The following is a 21,191-nucleotide window of genomic DNA, read 5'->3' as shown; positions in this document are numbered from 1 at the left end:
TCAGCGTGAACACCGAAGACTTCCCCCTCCCCCGCTCACGGCGGGCGAACGAGCGGTTGCACGCCCTGATCCCGGGCGGCGCGCACACCTACGCCAAGGGCGACGACCAGTACCCCGAGGACCTGGCCCCGGTCATCAGCCACGGGCGGGGCGCCCATGTGTGGGACGTGGACGGCAACCGCTACGTCGAGTACGGCTCCGGTCTGCGGTCGGTCAGTCTCGGCCACGTCCATCCGCGCGTCACCGAGGCGGTGCGGCGGGAGCTGGACCGGGGCGGGAACTTCGTCCGGCCGTCCATCCTGGAGGTCGAGGCCGCCGAGCGGTTCCTGGCCACGGTGCCGACCGCCGAGATGGTGAAGTTCGCGAAGAACGGCTCCGACGTCACGACCGCGGCGGTGCGCCTCGCCCGCGCCGTGACCGGGCGTCCCCGGGTGGCCGTCTGCGGCGACCAGCCGTTCTTCTCCACCGACGACTGGTTCATCGGCACCACGCCGATGCCCGCGGGCATTCCGGCGGCGACCACCGATCTCACCCTGGCCTTCCCGTACGGGGACCTGGCCGCCACGGAGGAGCTGCTCTCGCGCCACCGGGGCGAGGTCGCCTGTCTGATCCTGGAGCCCGCGGGGCACAGCGAGCCGCCGCCCGGGTACCTCGCCGGTCTGCGCGAACTGGCCGACCGGCACGGGTGCGTGCTGGTCTTCGACGAGATGATCACCGGCCTCCGCTGGTCCGAGGCGGGCGCCCAGGGCCTGTACGGCGTGGTCCCCGACCTCTCCACCTTCGGCAAGGCGCTGGGCAACGGCTTCGCCGTCTCCGCGCTCGCCGGGCGCCGGGAGCTGATGGAGCGGGGCGGGCTGCGGCACTCCGGCGACCGGGTGTTCCTGCTGTCCACCACGCACGGCGCGGAGACCCACTCGCTGGCCGCCGCGATGGCCGTCCTCGCCACCTACACCGAGGAGGGGATCACCGCGCGGCTGCACGCCCTCGGCGAGCGGCTGGCCGCCGGGGTCCGCGCGGCGGCGGCAGGAGCGGGCGTCGGCGACCACCTCGTCGTCCGGGGCCGGGCCAGCAATCTGGTGTTCGCCACTCTCGACGGGGCCGGGCGGCCCTCGCAGGAGTACCGCACCCTGTTCCTGCGCGCCCTGCTCGCGGGCGGGGTGCTCGCCCCGTCGTTCGTGGTGAGCAGCGCGCTCGTCGAGGCCGACATCGACCGCACCGTGGAGGTGGTGGCCGAGGCGTGCGCGGTGTACCGCAAGGCGCTGGACGCCGGGGACCCGACCCCGTGGCTGGCGGGGCGGCCGGTGAAGCCCGTGTTCCGCCGTCTGGCGTGATCTGACGTCAGGGCTGTGCGGGGCGGCCGGTACCGGCCGTCCGCGCGGCCCGCCGGTCGGCCGCCCGGTCGGTCAGCCGGGCGAGGGCGGGTACGGCCGCGAGCGCGGTGCACCAGCCGCCGACGGTGTCGGTCGGATAGTGCGCGTCCAGGGCGACCTGCGCCCAGCCCATGGCGCCCCCGGCGAGCAGCGCCCCGGTGAGCACCAGCAGCGCCCCGGCCGCCCTGCCGAGGCCGAGGCGTCCGGCCGCGAGCACTCCCGCCACGAGGGCGAGGGCGGTGAGGAAGGCGGTGTGTCCGCTCGGGTAGGACAGGTGGCCGCCGTTGATGGTCCGGCCCACGACGTGCTTGAGCAGGGTCGTCGCCACCACGGGCACCCCGGTGCCGAGGACGACGAACACCGCCGCGCGGGGACGGCGGAGCAGCAGGCAGCCCGCCACGGCGGCCACGATCAGCGCGGCGGCTCCGGCGGGCTCTCCCAGGAAGTCGACGGCCAGGGCGAGCGTCCGCCACGGTGGCCGGAGGTCGTCCAGGGCCGCCGCGATCCGCTCGTCCACGGTGCCGGGTCCGCCCCTGTCGCCGTACAGGACGCCGAGCAGGAGGACCACGAGGGCGGCGAGGACGGCCGCCGGGCCCAGCGTCGAACGCAGCGCGGGTGGCAGCAGCACCGGGGGTGTCCGCCGGTCGGTCACGTCCGGTTCGGCGGTGGTGATCAGGCGGTCCAACGGAGCCCCCTCGTCGTGTCGGGCCGCTGTCCGGCGGCCTCGACCGGCCCCCAGAGCGCGGCTCCTGGCCCCGTCCGGCGTGCGGGTGCCGGGGGCGGTCGGCCTCGGCGCCTCACCCTAACCAACGAACCGGGCGCGGCACACCGCGTACGGGATCACGCGGGCGGCGCCCCGGCGGGCGACACGGCGGGCCGGTGGGCCGGGAGGCTCCGGGGCGGCTCCCCGATCGCTTCCAGTCGCTTGATCATCCGGCGTACGTGGATCAGGGGCAGGATGCCGAACACCCCGAAGGACATGTCGACCACCGACCACCAGAAGGGGATGTCCCGGATCGGGCCGCAGATCAGGGCGAGCGGGATGATGCCGACGCAGGCGATCATGCCGAACTCGACGACCCAGACGTTACGGACGGGGTCGCGGTGGACGCCGTAGAAGGCGACCGCGATGACGAGGTGGGCGAAGGCCAGCCAGTCGGTGCCGTAGAGCAGGTACGGGGACTCGGCGCCGGCGGTGTCGAGTCCGAGCCGGACCTTGTGGATCCACTCGCCGAGTCCGGGCAGGGCGTCGGCGACGGGGGCCGCCCAGGTGCTCAGGGCGGAGTCGAGCAGCCGGAGTTCGGTGATGAGCGGGAAGGCCGTGAGCCCGCTCAGAACAAGGCAGACGACGAAGAGGATCAGCCAGGCGCGAATGCGTGCGAGAAGGGCTCGGGGCCCGTTCGTGTCGCTCATGGGGGCAGCGTACGCCTCTGTTGAACGCGTTCAAAAACAGGGGTGGCGGCAGGGGAGAAGCACGGGCGCCGGGTCCCGCGGTCCGCTCGCGGCCGGAGCGGAGAACCGATACGCCCCCACGCGCGCGCGTGAACGGGTCCGGACGGCGGGGGCCGTGACGCCGGGTCACACGGACGCGCGACGGCCCGCCCGACGAAGCCCCCGCCGCTCCGGCCCGGACCCCCGGGCGGCGAGCCGTTCCCCTCGGGCCGCGAGGTCTCCGCTCAGCGGTCGGCGGTGGCCGGGGCGGGTTCGCGGGCCGGGGCGTCGCGCATTCCCAGGCGCAGGTGCTCGACGTGGTAGAGGGCCTGGTCGAGGAGTTCGGCGACGTGGTCGTCGTAGAGCGAGTAGACGATGCTGCGGCCCTGGCGTTCGCCGGTGACCAGGCCGAGGTTGCGCAGCAGGCGGAGCTGGTGGGAGCAGGCGGAGTTCTCCATGCCGACGGCCTCGGCGAGCTCCCCGACCGAGCAGGGACCCTCCTGGAGGCGGGCGAGGATGTAGAGCCGGGAGGGGGTGGCCAGGGCCTGGAGGGTGGCGGCGACGTCGGCGGTGCCGACCGCGTCGAGGCGCTCGCGGGTGCTGGCGCTGCTGATGGTCTGGCGTCCGTGGCCCATGCGCCCCATCATACCGATGACACATGAAGACCTGTTCACATGTTCCTGTATTGTGGGATTGTTGCCTCGTCCCGCCCGTGAAGGGTCGTTCCGTCATGCCTTCTGTCCTGGACCGGCGGTCCGCGCCGCCCGCGGACGGCCCGCGCCCGGTCCCGCCCCGGCGGCGCACCCGCCTGCTGGCGCTGCCCGAGGCCCGCTGGGCGCTCGCCTCCCTGGTGCTGTTCCTCCTCGCGCTGGCCGTCCATCTGCTGGACGGCCCGGGATGGCTGTGGGGGGCGCTGTTCGCCGCGACGTACGCCGCCGGGGGGTGGGAGCCGGGCTGGGAGGGGCTGAAGGCCCTGAAGGGCAGGACGCTCGACGTGGACCTGCTGATGGTGGTGGCCGCGCTCGGGGCCGCCGCGATCGGTCAGGTCCTCGACGGGGCACTGCTGATCGTCATCTTCGCGACCTCCGGCGCCCTGGAAGCCGTCGCCACCGCGCGGACGGCGGACTCCGTGCGCGGCCTGCTCGACCTCGCGCCCACCACCGCGACCCGTCTGCTGCCCGGCGGCGGGGAGGAGACGGTGGACACCGGGGACCTGGCGGTCGGCGACACGGTGCTGGTCCGCCCCGGCGAGCGGATCGGCGCGGACGGCCGGGTGGTGGACGGGGCCGGTGACGTGGACCAGGCCACCATCACCGGCGAGCCGCTGCCGGTGGCCAAACGGGCCGGGGACGAGGTGTTCGCCGGTACCGTCAACAGCACCGGCGCCCTGCGCGTGCGCGTCGAGCGGGACCCGTCGGACTCGGTGATCGCCCGGATCGTGAAGATGGTGGAGGAAGCCTCCGGGAGCAAGGCCCCCACCCAGCTCTTCATCGAGCGGATCGAACAGCGCTACTCGATCGGCATGGTCGTCGCGACCCTCGCCGTCTTCGCGGTGCCCCTGGCCCTGGGCGCCACCCTCCAGTCCTCCCTGCTGCGGGCGATGACGTTCATGATCGTGGCCTCGCCGTGCGCGGTCGTCCTGTCCACGATGCCTCCGCTGCTGTCCGCCATCGCCAACGCGGGACGGCACGGCGTGCTCGCCAAGTCCGCCGTCGTCATGGAACGCCTCGGCCAGATCGACACCGTCGCCCTGGACAAGACCGGAACCCTCACCGAGGGCACTCCCCGCGTCACCGACATCCGGCCCCTGGCGGGAAGCGGCCTGGACGAGGACGGCCTGCTGGCGCTGGCGGCGGCGGCCGAGCACCCCAGCGAACACCCCCTCGCCCGCGCCGTGGTCGCCGCCGCCCGCGAGAGGAACCTGTCCCTGCCCGAAGCCCGCGACTTCACAGCCGCCCCCGGCCGTGGTGTCACCGCCACCGTCGACGGCCGTGGCATCGCCGTCGGCTCGCCCGCCCGGCTGCCGGACGACTCCGGCCCCGGCGCCCACCGGGCCGTGGTCGCCGCGCTGGAGGAGGGCGGTCGCACCGTCGTCCTGGTCGCGCGCGACGGGGTGCCGGTGGGGGTGCTCGGCCTCGCCGACCGGCTCCGGCCCGACGCGGCGGCCACCGTCGCCGCCCTCACCCGCCTGACCGGCCGCACCCCGGTCCTGCTCACCGGCGACAACGAGCGCGCCGCCCGGCACCTGGCCGCCGAGGTCGGCATCACCGACGTCCGCGCGGGACTGCTGCCCCAGGACAAGGCCGCCGCCGTCAAGGAGTGGGAGGCCGAGGGCCGCCGGGTGCTCGTGGTCGGCGACGGCGTCAACGACGCTCCCGCCCTGGCCGCCGCGCACACCGGGATCGCCATGGGCAAGGCGGGCTCCGACCTCGCCCTGGAGACCGCCGACGCCATCGTCGTCCGGGACGAACTCGCCACCGTCCCGTCCGTCGTCCAGCTCTCCCGCACCGCGCGCCGCCTGGTCGTCCAGAACCTGGCCGTCGCGGGGGCGTTCGTCACCGTCCTGGTCGCCTGGGACCTGATCGCCACCCTTCCCCTCCCGCTCGGCGTCGCCGGACACGAGGGCTCCACCGTCATCGTCGGCCTCAACGGCCTGCGCCTGCTGCGCGAAGCCGCCTGGCCCCGCCCGGCCGAGGACACCGTGTGAGCGGACGCACCCGCCGCACGGCCCCGGCCCGCGACCACCGGTCACGCCCTCGGCACATCTGACGGGACCTGCCATCCCCGGGCCGAAGTGCCTCTCGCCCAGGGGTTTCTGTCGGTGTCTCCGAGCGGATCGGGCGGGCGGCCCGTGGTGTTTCGGAAGACGGGGAGGGGGCGCGCGGCTTCCCTGGCTCGGGCCCGCCGCGCACTCCCCCCTCGTGACCCCTCGCCACCTGGGCTTTCTCGCCTCCTCTCATGGCTTTTCCCCGCCTCCCCCGCGTGCGCTCCGGCGCATTCGACTGTGCCCCGGCGCGCACGAACAGCCGTGAACTGCGCTGTGCGCTCGCCGCATCAAGTGAAAAGCTGTCTGGTGTGTTGGTATGCCCAACACCTTCGGGCAACGTTCCGACCAGCGGTTCTCACCGTTGAGAGGGACACGCATGACGAGCCACGCAATTGAAGCCGAGTTCGAGAGCCTCCTCGACCGGGCGCTGGACGCGACCGGTACCGGAGCGCGCTGGACGACCGACACCGACGACATGTGGTGCCGGGTCGCGAACCCCTCGGGGGCCCAGCGCACGCAGGGCTGGAAGCTGCACGTGTCGGCCAGCGCCGCCTCCGCCCCGGCGGTCCTCGCGAAGGCGCTGGACGTGCTGCTGCGGGAGGAGTCGACGTTCAAGTTCGCCCGGTCGCTCGACCAGGTGAGCGCGCTGAACTCCCGTGCCACCCCGCGCGGAAGCTCGGGCAAGTTCATCACCGTGTACCCGCGTTCCGACGAGGACGCGACCCGGATCGCCCGGGAGCTGCACCGTGCCACGGCGGGGCTCACCGGCCCCCGGATCCTGTCGGACCAGCCGTACGCGGTGAACAGTCTGGTGCACTACCGGTACGGCGCCTTCGTGGGCCGGCGGCGGCTCTCGGAAGAGGGCCTGCTGGTGTGGTTCATCGAGGACCCCGACGGCAACCCGGTCGAGGACAAGCGCACGGGTCAGTACGCCCCGCCGTCCTGGGCGGTGTCCCCCTTCCCCGCCTCGGTGCCCGCGCCGCCGCGCAAGGAGGACGCGGCGAACCGTCCGGTGCTGCTCGGCGGACGCTTCTCGGTACGGGAGGCGATCCGGCACACCAACAAGGGCGGTGTCTACCGGGGCACCGACGTGACCACCGGCGCCCCCGTGGTGATCAAGGAGACCCGGCCCCATGTGGAGGCCGACTCCTCGGGGAACGACGTCCGCGACTGGCTGCGGGCCGAATCCCGGGCCCTGGAGAAGCTCAGCGGTACGGGGCTGGCGCCCGAGGCGCTGGCGATGTTCACCCACGGCGGCCATCTGTTCCTGGCCCAGGAGGAGGTGCCGGGCGTCCCCCTGCGCAACTGGGTCGCCGAGCACTTCCGCGACACGGGGAGCGAGCGGTACCGCGCCGACGCGCTGGAGCAGGTCGCGCGGCTCGTGGACCTGGTCGCCGCCGCCCACGCCCACGGCTGTGTGCTGCGGGACTTCACCCCCGGCAACGTGATGGTCCGTCCTGACGGCGAACTCCGCCTCATCGACCTGGAACTGGCCGTCCTCACCGAGGACGAGCCGCTGCCGACCCGGGTGGGCACCCCGGGGTTCAGCGCCCCCGAGCGGCTCGTGGACGCACCCGTCTCCCCGACCGCCGACTACTACAGCCTCGGCGCCACCGCCTGCTTCGTCATGGCGGGCAAGGTGCCGAACCTGCTGGCGGAGGAGCCCGCCGACCGGCCCGCCGAACAGCGGCTCGCCGACTGGCTGGCGGCCTGCGCCGCACCGGCGGGCCTTCCCGAGGGCCTCACCGAGATGTTCCTCGGCCTGATGCGGGACGACCCCGCCAAGCGCTGGGACCCCGCCACGGCCCGGGAGGCGCTCCGGAAGACGCACCCCGCGCGGCAGGGGGTCCGGACCGTCGCACGGGCCGCGGCCGACGACGAACGGCGCGGCACGGTGGCCGGGATCGTGGACCACCTCGTGGACTCCCTCACCCCGGCGGACGACCGGCACCTGTGGCCGGTGTCCACCATGGCCGGGGAGACCGACCCCTGTACCGTCCAGCAGGGCGCGGCCGGTGTCCTCGCCGTCCTCACCCGGTACTACGAACTCACCCGGGACCCCCGGCTGCCCGAGGTGCTCGCCACCGCCGGACGCTGGATCGCCGACCGCACCACCGGCACCGGACCCGTCCGCCCCGGACTGCACTTCGGGGGCCGCGGAACGGCGTGGGCGCTGTTCGACGCCGGGCGGGCCCTCGACGACCGGGGGCTGACGGACCACGCCCTGGCCCTGGCCCTGGCGCCGCAGGAGGCCACGCTCAGCCACGACATCACCCACGGGGCCGCGGGCAGCGGCATGGCCGCCCTCCACCTGTGGCACCGCACCGGTGATCCGCGCTTCGCGGAGCTGGCCTCCGAAGCGGCCGACCGGCTGGTCGCCGCCGCGCTCCACGAGGACGCCGGGGCCGGCTGGGCGGTGCCCGCCGAGGCGGTCTCCGAGGAACGCGGCAAGCGGTACCTGGGCTTCGCCCACGGCAGCTCCGGCATCGGCGCGTTCCTCCTGGCCGCGTCGGAGGTGACGGGGCGCGCCGAGCACCGGGACCTCGCGGTGGCGGCCGGTGAGCTGCTCGTGGCCCACGCCGTACGCGTCGGGGAGACGGCCCAGTGGCCCGCCCAGGCCTCGGACGTGCCCACGGCCTCGTACTGGTGCCACGGCTCGGCGGGCATCGGAACCTTCCTGGTGCGCCTGTGGCGGGCCACCGGGGACGACCGGTACGGCGACCTCGCCCGGCGCGGCGCGGGCGCCGTGACCGAACGCGCCTCCCGCGCGGCCCTGACGCAGTGCCACGGGCTCGCGGGCAACGGCGACTACCTGCTCGACCTGGCCGAGGCGACGGGCGATCCCGCCTATCGCGCCATGGCCGAGGAGCTGGCCCGGCTCATCGTCGCCGAACGGGCCCGGCGCCACGGTCACGTGGTCTTCCCCAACGAGTACGGGGAGACCTCGACCGGTTGGAGCGACGGTTCCGCAGGAATCCTGGCCTTCCTCCTGCGGATCGACCACACAGACCCCCGGCACTGGATGGTCCAGAAGCCGGTCTAGCGGGCAACACCGTCCGCGTCACATCGCAGAGAAGGAGTCACACCATGGAGAACAACGACCTCGAACTGCTGGCCGCCCTCCACGCCCTTCCGGAGACCGACCCGGTCGGGGCCGACGGTGGCGCGTTCAGCGGCACCTGTGAGTGCGTCGGGCTTCTGACGCTCCTCAACACCATCTGTATCGGCATCAGCTGCGCCTGATCCTCAGGCAGCACCATCCGGCCGACGGCTGTCCCGGGCAGCCGTCGGCCGACGGCCGTTTCCCGGGCGCGCCCGTCAGCGGCGACGGCTCCGCACCACGGGCGGGACGGCCGCCGAAGTCTCCCAGGACGAGGACCAGACGACATGCAGCTTCACGCCGGTGACGACGATCTCGCCCCCGCGGGCCTCATGACCACGGCCGTCTCCGGCCCGGAGCCCGGCCACGACCCCCCGGCGCCCGCCCTCGCCATCAGCACGCGCGGCCTGGTCAAGAGCTACCCGGGCCCCGACGGCACCACCACCCTGGCCGTACGCGGTCTGGACCTGGACGTGCGGCAGGGCGAGACCTTCGCGTTCCTCGGCCCCAACGGTGCCGGGAAGTCCACCACCATCGCGCTGCTGTGCGCCCTCGCCCGTCCCACCGGCGGCCACGCCACGGTGGCGGGCGCCGATGTGCGCACGGAGCCCGACCGGGTGCGGCAGCAGGTCGGTATGCTCTTCCAGCACAGCGCCCTGGACCCGGACCTGACGGCCGAACAGAACCTGTACATCCACGCGCGGCTCTACGGGATGCGCCGCCGCACCGCGCGCCGCCGCACCGCCGAGGTGCTGGAGACCGCCGAGCTGACCGACCGGCGCCGCTCCCCGGTCCGCGCCCTCTCCGGGGGGATGCGGCGGCGCCTGGAGATCTCCCGTCAGCTGCTGCACGCCCCCAGCGTGCTCTTCCTGGACGAGCCGACCACCGGTCTCGACCCCCATGCCCGTGCCCAGATCTGGGAGCACCTGCGCGCCCTGCGGGAGAAGCACGGCAGCACGCTCTTCGTCACCAGCCACTATCTGGACGAGGCGGAGAACTGCGACCGCATCGCCATCATCGACCACGGGCGACTGGTGGCGCAGGGCACGCCCCTGGCGCTGAAGGCGGCCGTCGGGGACGACCGGGTGGTGCTGCGGACCAGCGACGACGTCCGGGCCCGGCGGGTCGTCCGGCGGGTGGTGCCGCCGGACCGCGCCGTCTCGGTGGACGCCGACGGGGTCTGGCTGCGGGTGCCGGACGGCAGCGCCTGGATCCCCCGGCTGTGCGCGACCCTGGAGGCCCACGGGGTCTCGGTGCAGGCCGCCTCCGCGACCCCGCCCACCCTCGACGACGTGTTCTTCCACCACACCGGCCGCAGCATCCACGCCGCGCAGTCCGGGCGCGCGCCCCTCGCTCCCGCTCCGGGCCGGACCCCGGCGGAGAACGGCGGCGGCCGATGACCGCGCTCACCCTGGAGACCCCCGGCGCCCCGGACGTCACGGCCGGGGAGCGGCTGCCCCGGCTGCGGCACGAGCTGCGCGCGATCCACGCCCTGGTCCACCGGGACCTGCTGCGGCTGGCCTGCCAGCGCGCCCACACGGCGCTGATGCTGCTCCACCCGGTGCTCTATCTGTTCATCCTCGGTGGCGGCATGGCCGCCCTGATCCCCGACGCGAAGCTGGGCGTGGGCTATCAGACCTACCTCTTCCCCGGCATGTTGATGATGACCGTGCAGACCCCGGCCATCATGGTCGGCATCAGGCTGATCACCGACCGGCAGAGCGGCTACCTCAGGGAGCTGCTGATGGCTCCGGTGAGCCGCTCGACCCTGCTCCTCGGGAGCTGTCTCGGCGGCACGCTGGTGGCGACGGTCCAGGGGGCCGTGCTCCTGTCCTTGTCCGGCGCGGTCGGTCTGCCGTACGACCCGGTCCTGCTGCTGACGCTCCTCGGCGGGATGCTCCTGGCCTCGTTCACGATCACCGCGCTCGCCCTGGCCCTGGCCGTGGGCCTGCGCAGGCCGGAGACGTTCCACACGCTGCTCGGAGTGGTGATGATGCCGCTGCTCTTCCTCTCCGGCGGGTTCTTCCCGCTGGAGAACATGCCGGGCTGGGCGCACGCCCTGGCCGCCGTCAACCCGATCGCGTACGGGGTGGACCTGCTGCGCCGGAGCATCGGGCTGCGGGTGCCGGGCCAGGAGGCGGTCGGCGGGATCGCGTGGGGCGGCTGGCAGCCGCCGCTGCTCCTGGAGGCCGGGCTGCTCCTGGCCGGGGGCGCGCTCGCCCTGTGGTGGGCCACCCGCCGCTTCAGCCGTCCGGAGTGACGAGGACCGTGCCGTTCTCCCGCCCCGGTGGCCGGGGCGGGAGGACGGCGGCGGGGCTCAGGAAGTGCGCTTCAGCGTCCAGGTGTTGGGGTCGAGGCTCGGGACGGCGGAGTAGCGGCACGAGCTGGAGTAGTAGGTGCTGACGATGGTCCATCCGGCGGGCGGCCAGGTGGAGCCGCAGGCGTTGACCTGGGTGCCGACCGGGTAGCCGCGCAGGTCCTTGATCTGCTTGCTGTTGGGCGTGAAGCCGGGTCCGCAGCCGCTGCTGTTCCACCACTGGACGTCCACCCAGCCGCTCGGGGTCAGCGCGCTGGCGCACATGTTGACGGTGTCGCCGGGCGCGGCGGACGCGGGTCCGGTGGAGAGCGCGAAGACGGCGGCGGTGGCGGTGGCCATCGCGGCGGCGTGACGGATGCGGAACACGGGACTTCCTCCCGGCGCGCTGGACCTGCCGCCGGCCTTCGGCGGGCCTCACCAGGCGCCGCAGTATTGGTATCCGACATCGGGACGGGACAGACAGTCCTCTTCTGGGCACAACTCCTGGGCGGTTTACGGCCGCTGAGCGGGGCGGGCGGTTCGCACGGCGCCCGTCCGGGCCCGGGGCGCCGACGTTTCCCCCGGGCTCGGGCTCGGGCTCGGGCTCGGGCTCGGGCTCGGGCTCGGGCTCGGGCTCGGGGGATTGTCAGTGCCGGGTGACAGGCTGGAAGCATCATCCAGACGGAACCGAGGGGGCCCCGCCATGTCCGGAACCCAGAACTACATCAATCACGTCGCGCTCGTCCTGGACGCCAGTTCCTCCATGTCCGCTCTGAGCCGGAAGGTCGTCCAGGTCGCCGACCAGCAGATCGCCTATCTGGCGCGCCGGTCCCAGGAGTTGGACCAGGAGACCCGTGTGACGGTGTACGTCTTCGCGGACGAGGTGGAGTGCGTCATCTACGACAAGGACGTGCTGCGGATGCCGTCCCTGAAGGAGCTGTACCGGGTCGGCGGGATGACGGCGCTGCTCGCCGCGACCCTGAAGTCGCAGGACGAACTGGCGCGGACGGCCCAGCTGTACGGTGACCACAGCTTCCTCACCTTCGTACTGACCGACGGCCAGGAGAACGCGAGCCACCGCTGTGCGGGCGTCCCGTCCGGGGGGCCGGGCGCGCTGGCCGGGGCCGTCGCCTCGATGATCGAGCGGCAGGAGGACAACTGGACGCTGGCCGTCTTGGTGCCGGACCAGGCGGGCAGGCGGGAGGCCGTGCGGTGCGGCTTCCCCCAGGACAACGTCGCGGTCTGGGACGCCACGAGCACCCGGGGCCTGGAGGAGGCCGGTCAGGTCATCCAGGAGGCCACCGAGAAGTTCATGATCGGGCGCACCAAGGGCATCCGGGGGTCGCGGACGGTGTTCTCCACCGGTGCGGACGCGGTCAACAGGGAGACCATCGAGGCGGCGGGGCTGACCCCGGTCGAGCCGGGGGCGTACGCGCTGATCCCGGTGACCCGTGACGTCGCGATCCGGGAGTGGGTCGTCGAGTCCGGTCACACGTACCGGTCCGGGGGCGCGTTCTACCAGTTGAGCAAGGCGGAGAAGGTACAGGCGCGGAAGCGGATCGCGGTCCTGGAGAAGAAGACGGACCGGGTGTACTCGGGTCCGGAGGCGCGTGCGCTGCTCGGTCTGCCCGACGCGGAGGCCCGCGTCAAGCCCGATCAGAACGACGACTTCACGATCTTCGTCCAGAGCACCAGTGTGAACCGGAAGCTGGTGACGAACACGCGTCTGCTGCTCATGCTCTGACGCCCCGGGCCCGGGCCGTGACCGGTGTGGGCCTGTCGCGGCGGCGGACGGGACGACGGGGCGGGCCCGGGGGTTCCGCCCCGTCGTCGGCGGTACGTCAGCCGGTCTGGCCCGCCGGGACCGGAGTCGGGACCGGAGCCGGGCTCACCGCGAGCTGGCGGATCAGCGGCAGGTCCGCGTACAGGTTCGCGCCGGGGCACTCCGTCGGGAAGCCGTCGCGGTGGCCGGAGATCCGCTGCATGGCGACGACCTGGCCCTTCTTGTACAGGCCGTTGTCCGCCGCCGCCACGAGGTTGACGGTGCTCGCCGGGTCGTAGCCGTACAGGCCGAGCTTCCAGGCGGCCACGCCCGCGATGGCGTCGAGCAGCGGCGGTGTGGCGACGGCGTCGTTGTAGTTGCCGAGGACGGCGATGCCGGTGGTGTCGGTGTTGAAGCCGTAGGTCTGGGCGCCGAGGACCGGCTTGTCGATGCCGCCCGCGCGGCCCTCGAAGACGGTGCCGCACTTGTCGACGAGGAACTGGTAGCCGATGTCGTTCCAGCCCTGTCCCTGCACGTGGTAGAGGAAGATGCCACGGATGACGGCGGCCGACTGGTCGCAGGTGTAGTCGTTGCTCCCGGCGGTGTGGTGCACGAACACGGCCTTGGTCTGGGCGGTGTACGTCGGCGGGTTCAGGACCAGGGACTCGTCGGCGCCCCAGCCGGACCTCGGGGTGATGGCGGGCTGGACGGTGGTCGTCGTCGCGGTCGTCGTGACGGTGCGCGCCTCCGAGGGCAGCACGGCTCTGGTCGCGGTCCGGACCGGGGCGGCGGTCGCGGTCGCGGTCGGGTCGACCAGTTCCACGCGCAGGCCTCCGGGCAGCTTCTTCCCTGCGGTGACGCGGACCTGGACGCCGTCGGCGGGGCCGGTCCAGAGCGGCTGGGTGCCCGCCCTGGCCCCGGCGTCACGGGCGGTCTCGGGGGTCCGCACGTCCAGGTCGAGGGTGCGCCAGCCGGACCAGACACCGGTGATGTGGTCGCGGGTGCGGACCTGGGCGGTGCCGCCGAGCTCGGCGCGGGGGTCGGCCCAGGTGAGTCCGATCATGCTGAAGGGCGCGGTGCGGCGGGCCGGGAGGGCCCGGTGCGCGGGGTCCGTGCCGTCGAGGGCGATGCTGCGCAGTCCCTTGACGGCGGTGGCGGTGGGCGCCGGGGCGGGCGCGGAGGTGGCGGCGGGCGCGGCGAGACCGGTGGTGGTCAGGACGGCCGTGGCGATGGCGGCGACGGTGGCGGCGCGGGCGGTCCGGCGGAGGGGCTTCGGGGTCACGGGTTTCCTCGTGGTTCGGTACGGGGTGGAGGTGTCGGTGTGCGCGCGGGCGCCTCCTCCGGGGGCGCTCGCGGTGGTGGAGCTCCGGACGTGGCGGCCCGCGCCGGTGGCGCCGGGACCGGCGCGGCGGCCGTCCCGCGGGCCGGGCGGGCCGACGACGGCGGCCGTTGTCGCGGGACGGCGGGCGCGCTTCCGGAATTCCGGGACGGTCCCGGTTCTTCCGGGCCTTTCCGGAACCGGGGGGCCTTCCGTGGCTGACATGGTCGCTCTTTCGTTCGATAGGGAGATCGTCCTGCTTATACACCATCAGGTTCCTCGAAATCCAGGCGGCGGGGACATTAAGTCATTTACCCCGCGCAACCGCCCCGCCCACTGACTTGGCGTCAACTGGTCGAATTCCGCGAGCGTTTGACTCCGCTTCGGCCGCCTGACTCAAAACCGACCGCTCCATGGGGACGGCCGGGCTCCGTCGGGCTTCCCGTGTGCGGAGCCGCAGGCAGACCGCACGGCGGGTGCCAGAGAAAGCACGCGGCCATGGCCTCGTAACGCCCCGGCGTCCTTTCCGCGACAACTCCCGCGCGGGCAGGGGCTCGACGGGACACGAGAAGGCTGCGACGGAAGAGCTTCGGGGGATAAGGGCGCGAGAGGAAGGGTTTCGGCTCCTCGCCGCGCGGTTCCCCGAGCGGCGGCGGAATATCCCTTTCACGTCCGCCGGGACCGGAACCCGGTGAATTGCCGTAAGGGACGCCCCGGCGCGTCCCCCACCGATCCGTCCGGAATCCCCGCCCCGTGACGGGCGGTGCCGAATCGCGTTTCCGGGACCGGGTTACAGCCAAGTTGGCGTCCAGGCACCGCCCTTGCCCGTCCCGGACCCCGAGAACGCTCTGGGACCCGCCCGGGAGCACGGTCTTCGAGCGTCCCGCCCGCGCCGCCGTCGCACAGGCATCGCACCGGTGTCGTCGTCCGGTCACACACCCGTCGTCGTCCCCTCGCACTGCGCGGCCCCTCGGTGGCCGGAAACCCCATGACCCGGGCGTCCGGGCCCCGATCCGCGTTGATGGCCCTCCCGCCGACCTCACATACTGCGCTGACCGACGGCGGGCGACCTCCTGTGCCCCCGGCCGGAACCGACCACTCCCACCCCAATTCCTCTCTCCTGGGGGAGACTTGCGCGCACATGTGAAGAGAGCAGGCGCCTTCACCGTCGCAGCGGCCACATCGGTGGCCCTGGCGGCAGGCATGACCGGCCCCGCGACGGCGGTGGCCGCCCACGCGACGGCCGTACCCGACGTCCGGGGCGTCACCGGAGACCAGCGCGTCCCGCTCGTCACCGGCGACCGCGTCGTGGTGAACTCCAAGGGCCGGATGGTGGGCTTCGAGCCCGCCCCCGGCCGTGAACACATACCCGTACAGGTGCAGCGCACCGGCGACCGCACCCTCGTGGTGCCCGCCGATGCCCAGCAGCTGATCTCCTCGGGCAGGCTGGACCAGCGGCTCTTCGACCTCGGCGTCCTCACCGACCCCCGGCTGCGCGAGAGCCACGGCTCCGGGCTGAAGCTGATCGTGCGGTACGCGGGAGGTGCCGCCGCCGCCCGGTCCGAGGTCCGCGCCGCCGGTGACGCCGGGCTGCGGCGCACCTTCCCGACGCTCGACGCCGACGCCGTCACCGCCTCCCAGGACGACCTCACCCGGGTCTGGGACGCGCTCACCGACCGGGGCAGGGCCGGTGCCCGCACCGCCGCCGCGGGCATCTCCACCGTCTGGCTGGACGGCGTCCGCTCGGCCCGGCTCGACCGCAGCACCCGGCAGATCGGCGCCGACAAGGCGTGGCAGTCCGGATTCGACGGCACCGGCGTCAAGATCGCCGTTCTCGACACCGGCGTCGACAAGACCCACGACGACCTGAAGACCCAGGTCGTCGGCGAGAAGAACTTCTCCTCCTCCCCCGACGCGGTGGACCGGGTCGGCCACGGCACGCACGTCGCGTCCATCGCCGTGGGCACCGGTGCCAAGTCCGGCGGCCTCTACAAGGGCGTGGCGCCCGGCGCCAAGGTGATCAGCGGCAAGGTCCTGGACGACGAGGGCTACGGAAGCGACTCCGCCGTCATCGCGGGCATCGAGTGGGCCGCCGCCGAGGGCGCCGACGTCGTCAACCTCAGCCTCGGCAGCCCCGACAGCCCCGGTGTCGACCCGCTGGAGGCGACCATCGACCAGCTGTCGGCCCAGAAGGGCATCCTGTTCGCCGTCGCGGCGGGCAACGACGGCGAGCTCGGCTCCTCCTCGATCGGCTCCCCCGGCAGCGCGGACTCCGCGCTGACCGTCGGCGCCGTCGACAAGGACGACCGGCTGGCGCCGTTCTCCAGCACCGGACCGCGCCCCGGCGACGGCGCCGTCAAGCCGGACGTGACCGCGCCCGGCGTGGCCATCACCGCCGCCGCCGCGCCCGGCAGCCTCCTGGACACCAAGCCCGGCACTCCGCACCCGGCGCCCGGCTACCTCCAGATCGACGGCACCTCCATGGCGACCCCGCACGTCGCGGGCGCCGCCGCGATCCTGAAGCAGCGCCACCCGCGGTGGAAGTCCGCCGAGCTGAAGGGCGCGCTGACCGGGTCCACCAAGGGCGGCGCGTACACCGCGTTCCAGCAGGGCACGGGCCGCGTCCAGCTCGACAAGACGCTCGACCAGAGCGTGATCACCGAGCAGGCGTCGCTGAACTACGGCACGGCGCTGTGGCCGCACCAGGACGACAAGCCCCTCACCCAGAAGGTCACCTACCGCAACCTCGGCACCGCCGACGTGACCCTCGACCTGTCGGTGAACACCCTGGACCCGGCGGGCAGACCCGCCCCGGCCGGATTCTTCTCCCTCGGCGCGTCGAAGGTGACCGTCCCCGCGGGCGGCACCGCCGACGTGGACCTGATCGCCGACACCCGCGTCGGTGACGTCGACGGCGCCTTCTCCGGCTACGTCACCGCGACGGCCGGGGGCCAGTCGGTCCGCACCGCCGCCGTCGCCGTGCGCGAGGCGGAGTCGTACGACCTGACGCTCCGGGCCGTCGGCCGCGACGGCGCCGACGCCACCTTCTTCTCCAGCACCCTCAACGGCGTCGACGGTCCCGCCTCGGGCTTCAACACCCGCGTCGACAACCAGCCGGGCAGCCACACGATCCGGGTGCCGAAGGGCTCGTACACCCTCAACACGGCCGTGTACACGGACCCGTCGGACTACACCAAGGGCACCGACTGGATCGCCCAGCCGAAGCTGGAGGTCACCGGGGACGCCACGATCGTCACCGACGCGCGCACCACGAAGCCCGTCGACCTCACCGTGCCGGGCATCGGCCAGTCGGACTACGCCGGTACGTACTACGAGCGCAGGACCGCGAACGGCTTCGCCGGCAACGGCTGGGTCCTCCGGGGGATGGCCGGTTTCCGCACCGCGCACCTGGGCCCGGCCGTCACCGACGGCTCGCTCCTGCAGACCTGGGACGCACACTTCCTCAAGGACGCCACCAGCCAGTACTCGGTGGCCTTCGGCGGCAGGACCGGGACCGTGGCCACCGGCTACACCAAGCACGTGAAGGCGAACGAGCTGGCCACGCTGAAGGTCGGCATCGGCGCCTCCGTGCCCGGGAAGTCCTTCCTCACCTCCCCGTTCGCGCACCTGCCGGGCGCCCCGGAGGGCAACGGCTTCTCCGCGCCGCAGCCCGCGCCGGGTGTCCGCACCTTCTACGTCTCCACCGCCGACGACGTCACGTGGCTGACCAAGTCGTCCCAGGCGGGCGCCCCCGACCAGTGGGGCTACCCGGCGTGGGACGGCGACCAGGACATGGCCGAGCCGAAGCGCTACGAGGCCGGCCGGACGTACCGGGAGACCTTCAACACGGGTGTCTTCGGTCCGCTCCTGAACAAGAACACCGGTGTCTTCCGTACCGCCCCCGACCCGGCGACGGGTGTGCAGCAGATCGTCGGCGCCGTGCCGCTGTTCTCGGACGGCCAGGGTCACCTGGGCTCCGTCCGGTACTCCTCGGCCACGACGGCGCTGTACCGCGACGGTGTGAAGATCGGTGAGAACGCCGACGGGCTGAGCGGCACGGAGCCGTTCACGGTCGGTGCCGACGACGCCTCCTACCGGCTGGCGACCTCGGTGGAGCGCCCGGCGGGCGTCACCTCGGTATCCACCCGGATCGAGACGGACTTCACGTTCCGGTCGAAGCGGGTCGCGGCCACCACGGCGCTGCCGGTGTCCACGGTGCGGTTCGCCGCCCCGGTCGACCTCGGTTCGCGCATCGCGGCGAACACCCCGGTCGCGGTGCCGCTGACGGTGCAGGGCGCGGCGGCCGACGGCAACCTGGCGTCGCTCTCGGTGTCGGTGAGCTACGACGGCGGGACGACCTGGAAGCCGGTCGAGGCGCGCGCCGGTCTGGTCGTCGTGCGGAGCCCGGCGAAGGACAGCGGTGTCTCCCTCTCCGCGAAGGTCACGGACAAGCAGGGCAACGTGTCGACGGTGACGATCCGCGACGCGTGGCTCGGCAGGTGACGCCGCACCGCCTCGGCTGAACGTCCCTCACCGGGCCCGGCGTCACCATGTGGGTGGTGACGCCGGGCCCTTCCTCACGACCGGGCCCTTCCCGTCCGTCCCGGTGCCGTCCCCTTCAGCAGGGGTCGCGCCACGCGTCGAGCGGGAGGCGCTTGCGCATCGAGGAGAGCCGCAGTTTCCTCGACTCCGGGCAGAAGGCGTGCGCGGGTTCCTCGTACTCCACGTGGAAGACCGCCTTGCCCGCGGCGACGAAGGGGGCCAGCAGCGCGCACTCGTCGAACTGCGCGCACTCCTCGTTGACCGCGAAGTCGAAGTGGTCGATGAGCTGCGGGATCTGGGCCAGGTCGTTCTTGAGTCCGACGGCCAGGCCCCGGGCGTGCGCGATCTCGGCGATCATGCGGTTGTACCGGAGCTGGTCGCGTGCCGTCAGGGGGAAGCCGGTGTCGGCGGCGTACCCCTCCACGAGGTCGGGTTCGACGGCGTCGAAGCCCTTGTCGCGGCACATGTCGAAGCGGCGTTCCATGAGGGGCCGCAGCACGGACAGCCGACGGATGTCGAGCCACCGCTCCCCGTGCCAGCCGTTGGGCCCGCCGAGGACGGAAGCCGGGAAGTCGTCGCGGTCCGGGCGGTAGTCCTCCCAGGCGCCGACGTTGACGTAGCAGATGACCTTCCGTCCGGCCCGGTGCAGCGCCGCCACGTCCTCGGCGGTGTTCTCGAACGCGTCGATGTCGTAGACGGCCACGTCGACCGACCGGTCGATCTTTCCGTTGAGCTGCCACTGCCAGGTCAGTCCCGGCCGTGGCTGCCAGCGCCGGGCGGGGGTGCCGGTGGCGCCGGGTGTCCGGGCCGGTCCGGGCGGTTCCGGCCGGACCGTGTGCGCGGGGGTCCGTGTCCCCCGGGGCGGTTCGGTGCGGTCCGGGGTGGCAGGGGGACCGGTGCTCCGCGCGGGTGCGGTCCGGTCCGCGCCCGCCGCGCCGCCGGGGGGAGCGGTGCCGGAGCAGGCGGTGAGCACGGCGAGCAGGAGCAGCAGGGCGGTGGCCGTCCCCGCCCGGGGCCGGTGGTTCACCGGTCCGTCTCCGTGAGCGCCGGGGTCAGGGCGGCCCAGGGGTTGGGGAGTTCCCCGGTCACCGGACCGCAGACCGTCGCCCCGCGTTCGCGGGCGGTCCTGACGGCGAGCGGCACCAGGGGCAGGGGCACCCCGTAGACCAGGTGGCACAGTTTTTCCGCGGGGAGTCGCGCCGTCCACGCGGGGCGGCTGAACCCCGATACGTAGGTGCTCCAGGAGCCTTCGAAGGTGACGGTCAGGTCGGCGAGCCGGGCGTAGCCGGGTGCCGGGTGGACGCCGGGGTTGAGGACCACGGTGGCGGCCCCGGCCCGGCGCAGGGTCCGTACCAGGCGCTTGCAGTCGGCCAGGGCTTCCTGGCGGGCGGTCGTCCGGTCGAGGAAGCAGCCGTCCACGCCGTACCAGGCCCGGTGGCGGTCCCAGTCGGCGGTCACCTCCGCCGGGGTGCGGACGCCGTAGTCGGTGTCGACGTAGCCGAGCAGCCGGGCGCCCGCCGTGCGCAGGGCGCCGACGGCGGCGGTGAAGGCGGGGTCGGGTGCCTCCCCGGGGCCGTTCGCCGGGTTGATGACGACGCCGTAGGTGCGGTCCCCGGCCGTGATCAGGCGCCGCCAGGCGTCCGGGTCCTCGGCCGGATGCACGTACAGCGGGACGAGCAGGCTCACGGTGCCGCCACCCGCTCGGGGGCGCGGGCGGGCCGGTGGGCGGCCCACAGGTCCGTGAGGGAGTCGCCGAAGGAGTGGACGGGACGCCAGCCCAGGTGCCGACGGGCGGCGGTGATGTCGGAGCACTGCCAGGAGACGTTCGCGGAGCGGGCGGAGCCGCCGTCGGCCTCGACGATCCGGCCGGGGAATCCGGCCGTGTCGGCGAGCCCGTGGACCAGTTCGCGTACGGAACGGGCCTCCCCGCCGCTGATGTTGAGGACCGGTGGGAGCGGGCCCGTGACGGTGGCGGCGAGTTCGGCGGCCCGTGCGACGTCACGGGCGTCGACGAAGTCCCGGTACGCGGAGAGGTCGCCGAGCCGGAGTTCGGCGCCCGGTTCGGACGGCGCCCCGGCGAGGAGGGCGGCGACCCGGCCGGGCAGCCCTTCCGGTGGTGCTCCGGCGCCCACCGGGTTGCCGACGCGGAGCACGACCGCGTCGAGGCCGGAGGTGGTCACGGTGACGGTGCCGGCCAGTTTGGTGGCGCCGTAGGGTCCGGCCGGGGCGCAGGGCGCGGATTCCTTGACGGCGTGGCCGGGGTCCCCGGGGCCGTACTCGGCGGCGGAGCCGAGGTGGACGAGCCGGGCGGCGGGGGCGGCCTCGCGCAGGGCGGCGCAGAGCGCGGCGGCGCCCCGGGCGTTGACCTCCGCGAGGTGGACCGGGTCGCCGCCGGTGGCGCCCGCGCAGTTGACCACGGCGTCGGGGGCGGCCTCCGCGAGGGTCCGGGCGAGATCGGTGGGGCGGACGGTGGCGAGGTCGGCGGTGACGTCGGCGGCCGGGGAGCGACCGCCGAGGAGCACCCGGGTGCCGGGGCGGGCGCGGAGCCGTTCGACGACATGGCCGCCGAGGTATCCCCCGGCGCCGAGGACGAGGATCCTCATGG

At 73.7% G+C, this 21,191-nt stretch carries 16 protein-coding genes; 8 read left to right on the top strand and 8 right to left on the bottom strand.

The annotated features are described in order from the left end of the window. Nucleotides 1-5 precede the first annotated feature (5 nt). A complete protein-coding gene (locus tag ACFXGN_RS25715) occupies nucleotides 6-1,331 on the top strand; it encodes a glutamate-1-semialdehyde 2,1-aminomutase (RefSeq protein WP_384863517.1) in 1,326 nt (441 codons plus the stop codon). A 7-nt stretch (nucleotides 1,332-1,338) separates the two neighbouring features. On the opposite strand, the gene ACFXGN_RS25710 is transcribed toward ACFXGN_RS25715, so the two are convergent. The 3 genes from ACFXGN_RS25710 to ACFXGN_RS25700 all read right to left on the bottom strand — a co-directional run bounded on the left by ACFXGN_RS25710 (nucleotide 1,339) and on the right by ACFXGN_RS25700 (nucleotide 3,436). After that, on the bottom strand, nucleotides 1,339-2,055 hold the full coding sequence (locus tag ACFXGN_RS25710; RefSeq protein ID WP_384863514.1) for a phosphatase PAP2 family protein: 717 nt from the start codon (nucleotides 2,053-2,055) through the stop codon (nucleotides 1,339-1,341). A gap of 155 nt (nucleotides 2,056-2,210) precedes the next feature. After that, nucleotides 2,211-2,783: a hypothetical protein gene (locus ACFXGN_RS25705; protein ID WP_384863511.1), complete on the bottom strand. Its 573-nt coding sequence runs from the start codon at nucleotides 2,781-2,783 to the stop codon at nucleotides 2,211-2,213. 263 nt (nucleotides 2,784-3,046) lie between these two features. Continuing rightward, nucleotides 3,047-3,436 carry an ArsR/SmtB family transcription factor gene (locus ACFXGN_RS25700; protein ID WP_384863508.1) on the bottom strand — a complete coding sequence of 130 codons (390 nt, stop codon included), beginning with the start codon at nucleotides 3,434-3,436 and terminating at the stop codon, nucleotides 3,047-3,049. Nucleotides 3,437-3,531: 95 nt separating this feature from the next. On the opposite strand from ACFXGN_RS25700, the gene ACFXGN_RS25695 reads away from it, so the two are divergent. From ACFXGN_RS25695 to ACFXGN_RS25675, 5 genes are all read left to right on the top strand, one after another. After that, nucleotides 3,532-5,508, top strand: coding sequence for a heavy metal translocating P-type ATPase (locus ACFXGN_RS25695; protein WP_384863506.1), 1,977 nt, complete (start codon nucleotides 3,532-3,534; stop codon nucleotides 5,506-5,508). Nucleotides 5,509-5,944: 436 nt separating this feature from the next. Further along, on the top strand, nucleotides 5,945-8,611 hold the full coding sequence (gene lanL / locus ACFXGN_RS25690) for a class IV lanthionine synthetase LanL (RefSeq protein ID WP_384863503.1): 2,667 nt from the start codon (nucleotides 5,945-5,947) through the stop codon (nucleotides 8,609-8,611). Between the two features lie 44 nt (nucleotides 8,612-8,655). Next, nucleotides 8,656-8,811 carry a VenA family class IV lanthipeptide gene (locus ACFXGN_RS25685; RefSeq protein ID WP_366443363.1) on the top strand — a complete coding sequence of 52 codons (156 nt, stop codon included), beginning with the start codon at nucleotides 8,656-8,658 and terminating at the stop codon, nucleotides 8,809-8,811. A 144-nt stretch (nucleotides 8,812-8,955) separates the two neighbouring features. Beyond that, the gene (locus ACFXGN_RS25680; RefSeq protein ID WP_384863500.1) at nucleotides 8,956-10,068 is read left to right on the top strand and encodes an ATP-binding cassette domain-containing protein; all 1,113 of its coding nucleotides are present in this window, start codon (nucleotides 8,956-8,958) and stop codon (nucleotides 10,066-10,068) included. Next, nucleotides 10,065-10,928 carry an ABC transporter permease gene (locus tag ACFXGN_RS25675; protein ID WP_384863497.1) on the top strand — a complete coding sequence of 288 codons (864 nt, stop codon included), beginning with the start codon at nucleotides 10,065-10,067 and terminating at the stop codon, nucleotides 10,926-10,928. Before ACFXGN_RS25680 ends, ACFXGN_RS25675 begins: the two co-directional genes overlap by 4 nt. 57 nt (nucleotides 10,929-10,985) lie before the next feature. On the opposite strand, the gene ACFXGN_RS25670 is transcribed toward ACFXGN_RS25675, so the two are convergent. After that, the gene (locus ACFXGN_RS25670; protein ID WP_384863494.1) at nucleotides 10,986-11,351 is read right to left on the bottom strand and encodes a hypothetical protein; all 366 of its coding nucleotides are present in this window, start codon (nucleotides 11,349-11,351) and stop codon (nucleotides 10,986-10,988) included. A gap of 316 nt (nucleotides 11,352-11,667) precedes the next feature. On the opposite strand from ACFXGN_RS25670, the gene ACFXGN_RS25665 reads away from it, so the two are divergent. Continuing rightward, nucleotides 11,668-12,708, top strand: coding sequence for a VWA domain-containing protein (locus ACFXGN_RS25665; protein WP_384863491.1), 1,041 nt, complete (start codon nucleotides 11,668-11,670; stop codon nucleotides 12,706-12,708). 97 nt (nucleotides 12,709-12,805) lie between these two features. Here ACFXGN_RS25665 and ACFXGN_RS25660 read toward each other — a convergent pair whose 3' ends face one another. Beyond that, complete coding sequence (locus ACFXGN_RS25660; protein ID WP_384863488.1) at nucleotides 12,806-14,008, bottom strand: peptidoglycan recognition protein; 1,203 nt, start codon at nucleotides 14,006-14,008, stop codon at nucleotides 12,806-12,808. A gap of 1,239 nt (nucleotides 14,009-15,247) precedes the next feature. On the opposite strand from ACFXGN_RS25660, the gene ACFXGN_RS25655 reads away from it, so the two are divergent. Next, nucleotides 15,248-18,547: a S8 family serine peptidase gene (locus ACFXGN_RS25655; RefSeq protein WP_384863485.1), complete on the top strand. Its 3,300-nt coding sequence runs from the start codon at nucleotides 15,248-15,250 to the stop codon at nucleotides 18,545-18,547. A gap of 115 nt (nucleotides 18,548-18,662) precedes the next feature. On the opposite strand, the gene ACFXGN_RS25650 is transcribed toward ACFXGN_RS25655, so the two are convergent. Genes ACFXGN_RS25650 through ACFXGN_RS25640 form a run of 3 tightly spaced genes read right to left on the bottom strand, consistent with a single transcriptional unit; the run spans nucleotide 18,663 to nucleotide 21,189 of the window. After that, a complete protein-coding gene (locus tag ACFXGN_RS25650) occupies nucleotides 18,663-19,613 on the bottom strand; it encodes an endo alpha-1,4 polygalactosaminidase (protein ID WP_384863481.1) in 951 nt (316 codons plus the stop codon). Continuing rightward, a complete protein-coding gene (locus ACFXGN_RS25645) occupies nucleotides 19,610-20,272 on the bottom strand; it encodes a spherulation-specific family 4 protein (RefSeq protein ID WP_366443353.1) in 663 nt (220 codons plus the stop codon). The genes ACFXGN_RS25650 and ACFXGN_RS25645 overlap by 4 nt, the downstream gene beginning before the upstream one ends. Further along, complete coding sequence (locus ACFXGN_RS25640; protein ID WP_384863478.1) at nucleotides 20,269-21,189, bottom strand: NAD-dependent epimerase/dehydratase family protein; 921 nt, start codon at nucleotides 21,187-21,189, stop codon at nucleotides 20,269-20,271. The genes ACFXGN_RS25645 and ACFXGN_RS25640 overlap by 4 nt, the downstream gene beginning before the upstream one ends. Nucleotides 21,190-21,191: the final 2 nt, after the last annotated feature.

It is taken from the genome of Streptomyces sp. NPDC059247 (assembly GCF_042754005.1).
In the GTDB taxonomy this organism is placed as follows: Bacteria; Actinomycetota; Actinomycetes; order Streptomycetales; family Streptomycetaceae; genus Streptomyces.
This window is presented reverse-complemented; position numbering and strand designations above follow the sequence as displayed.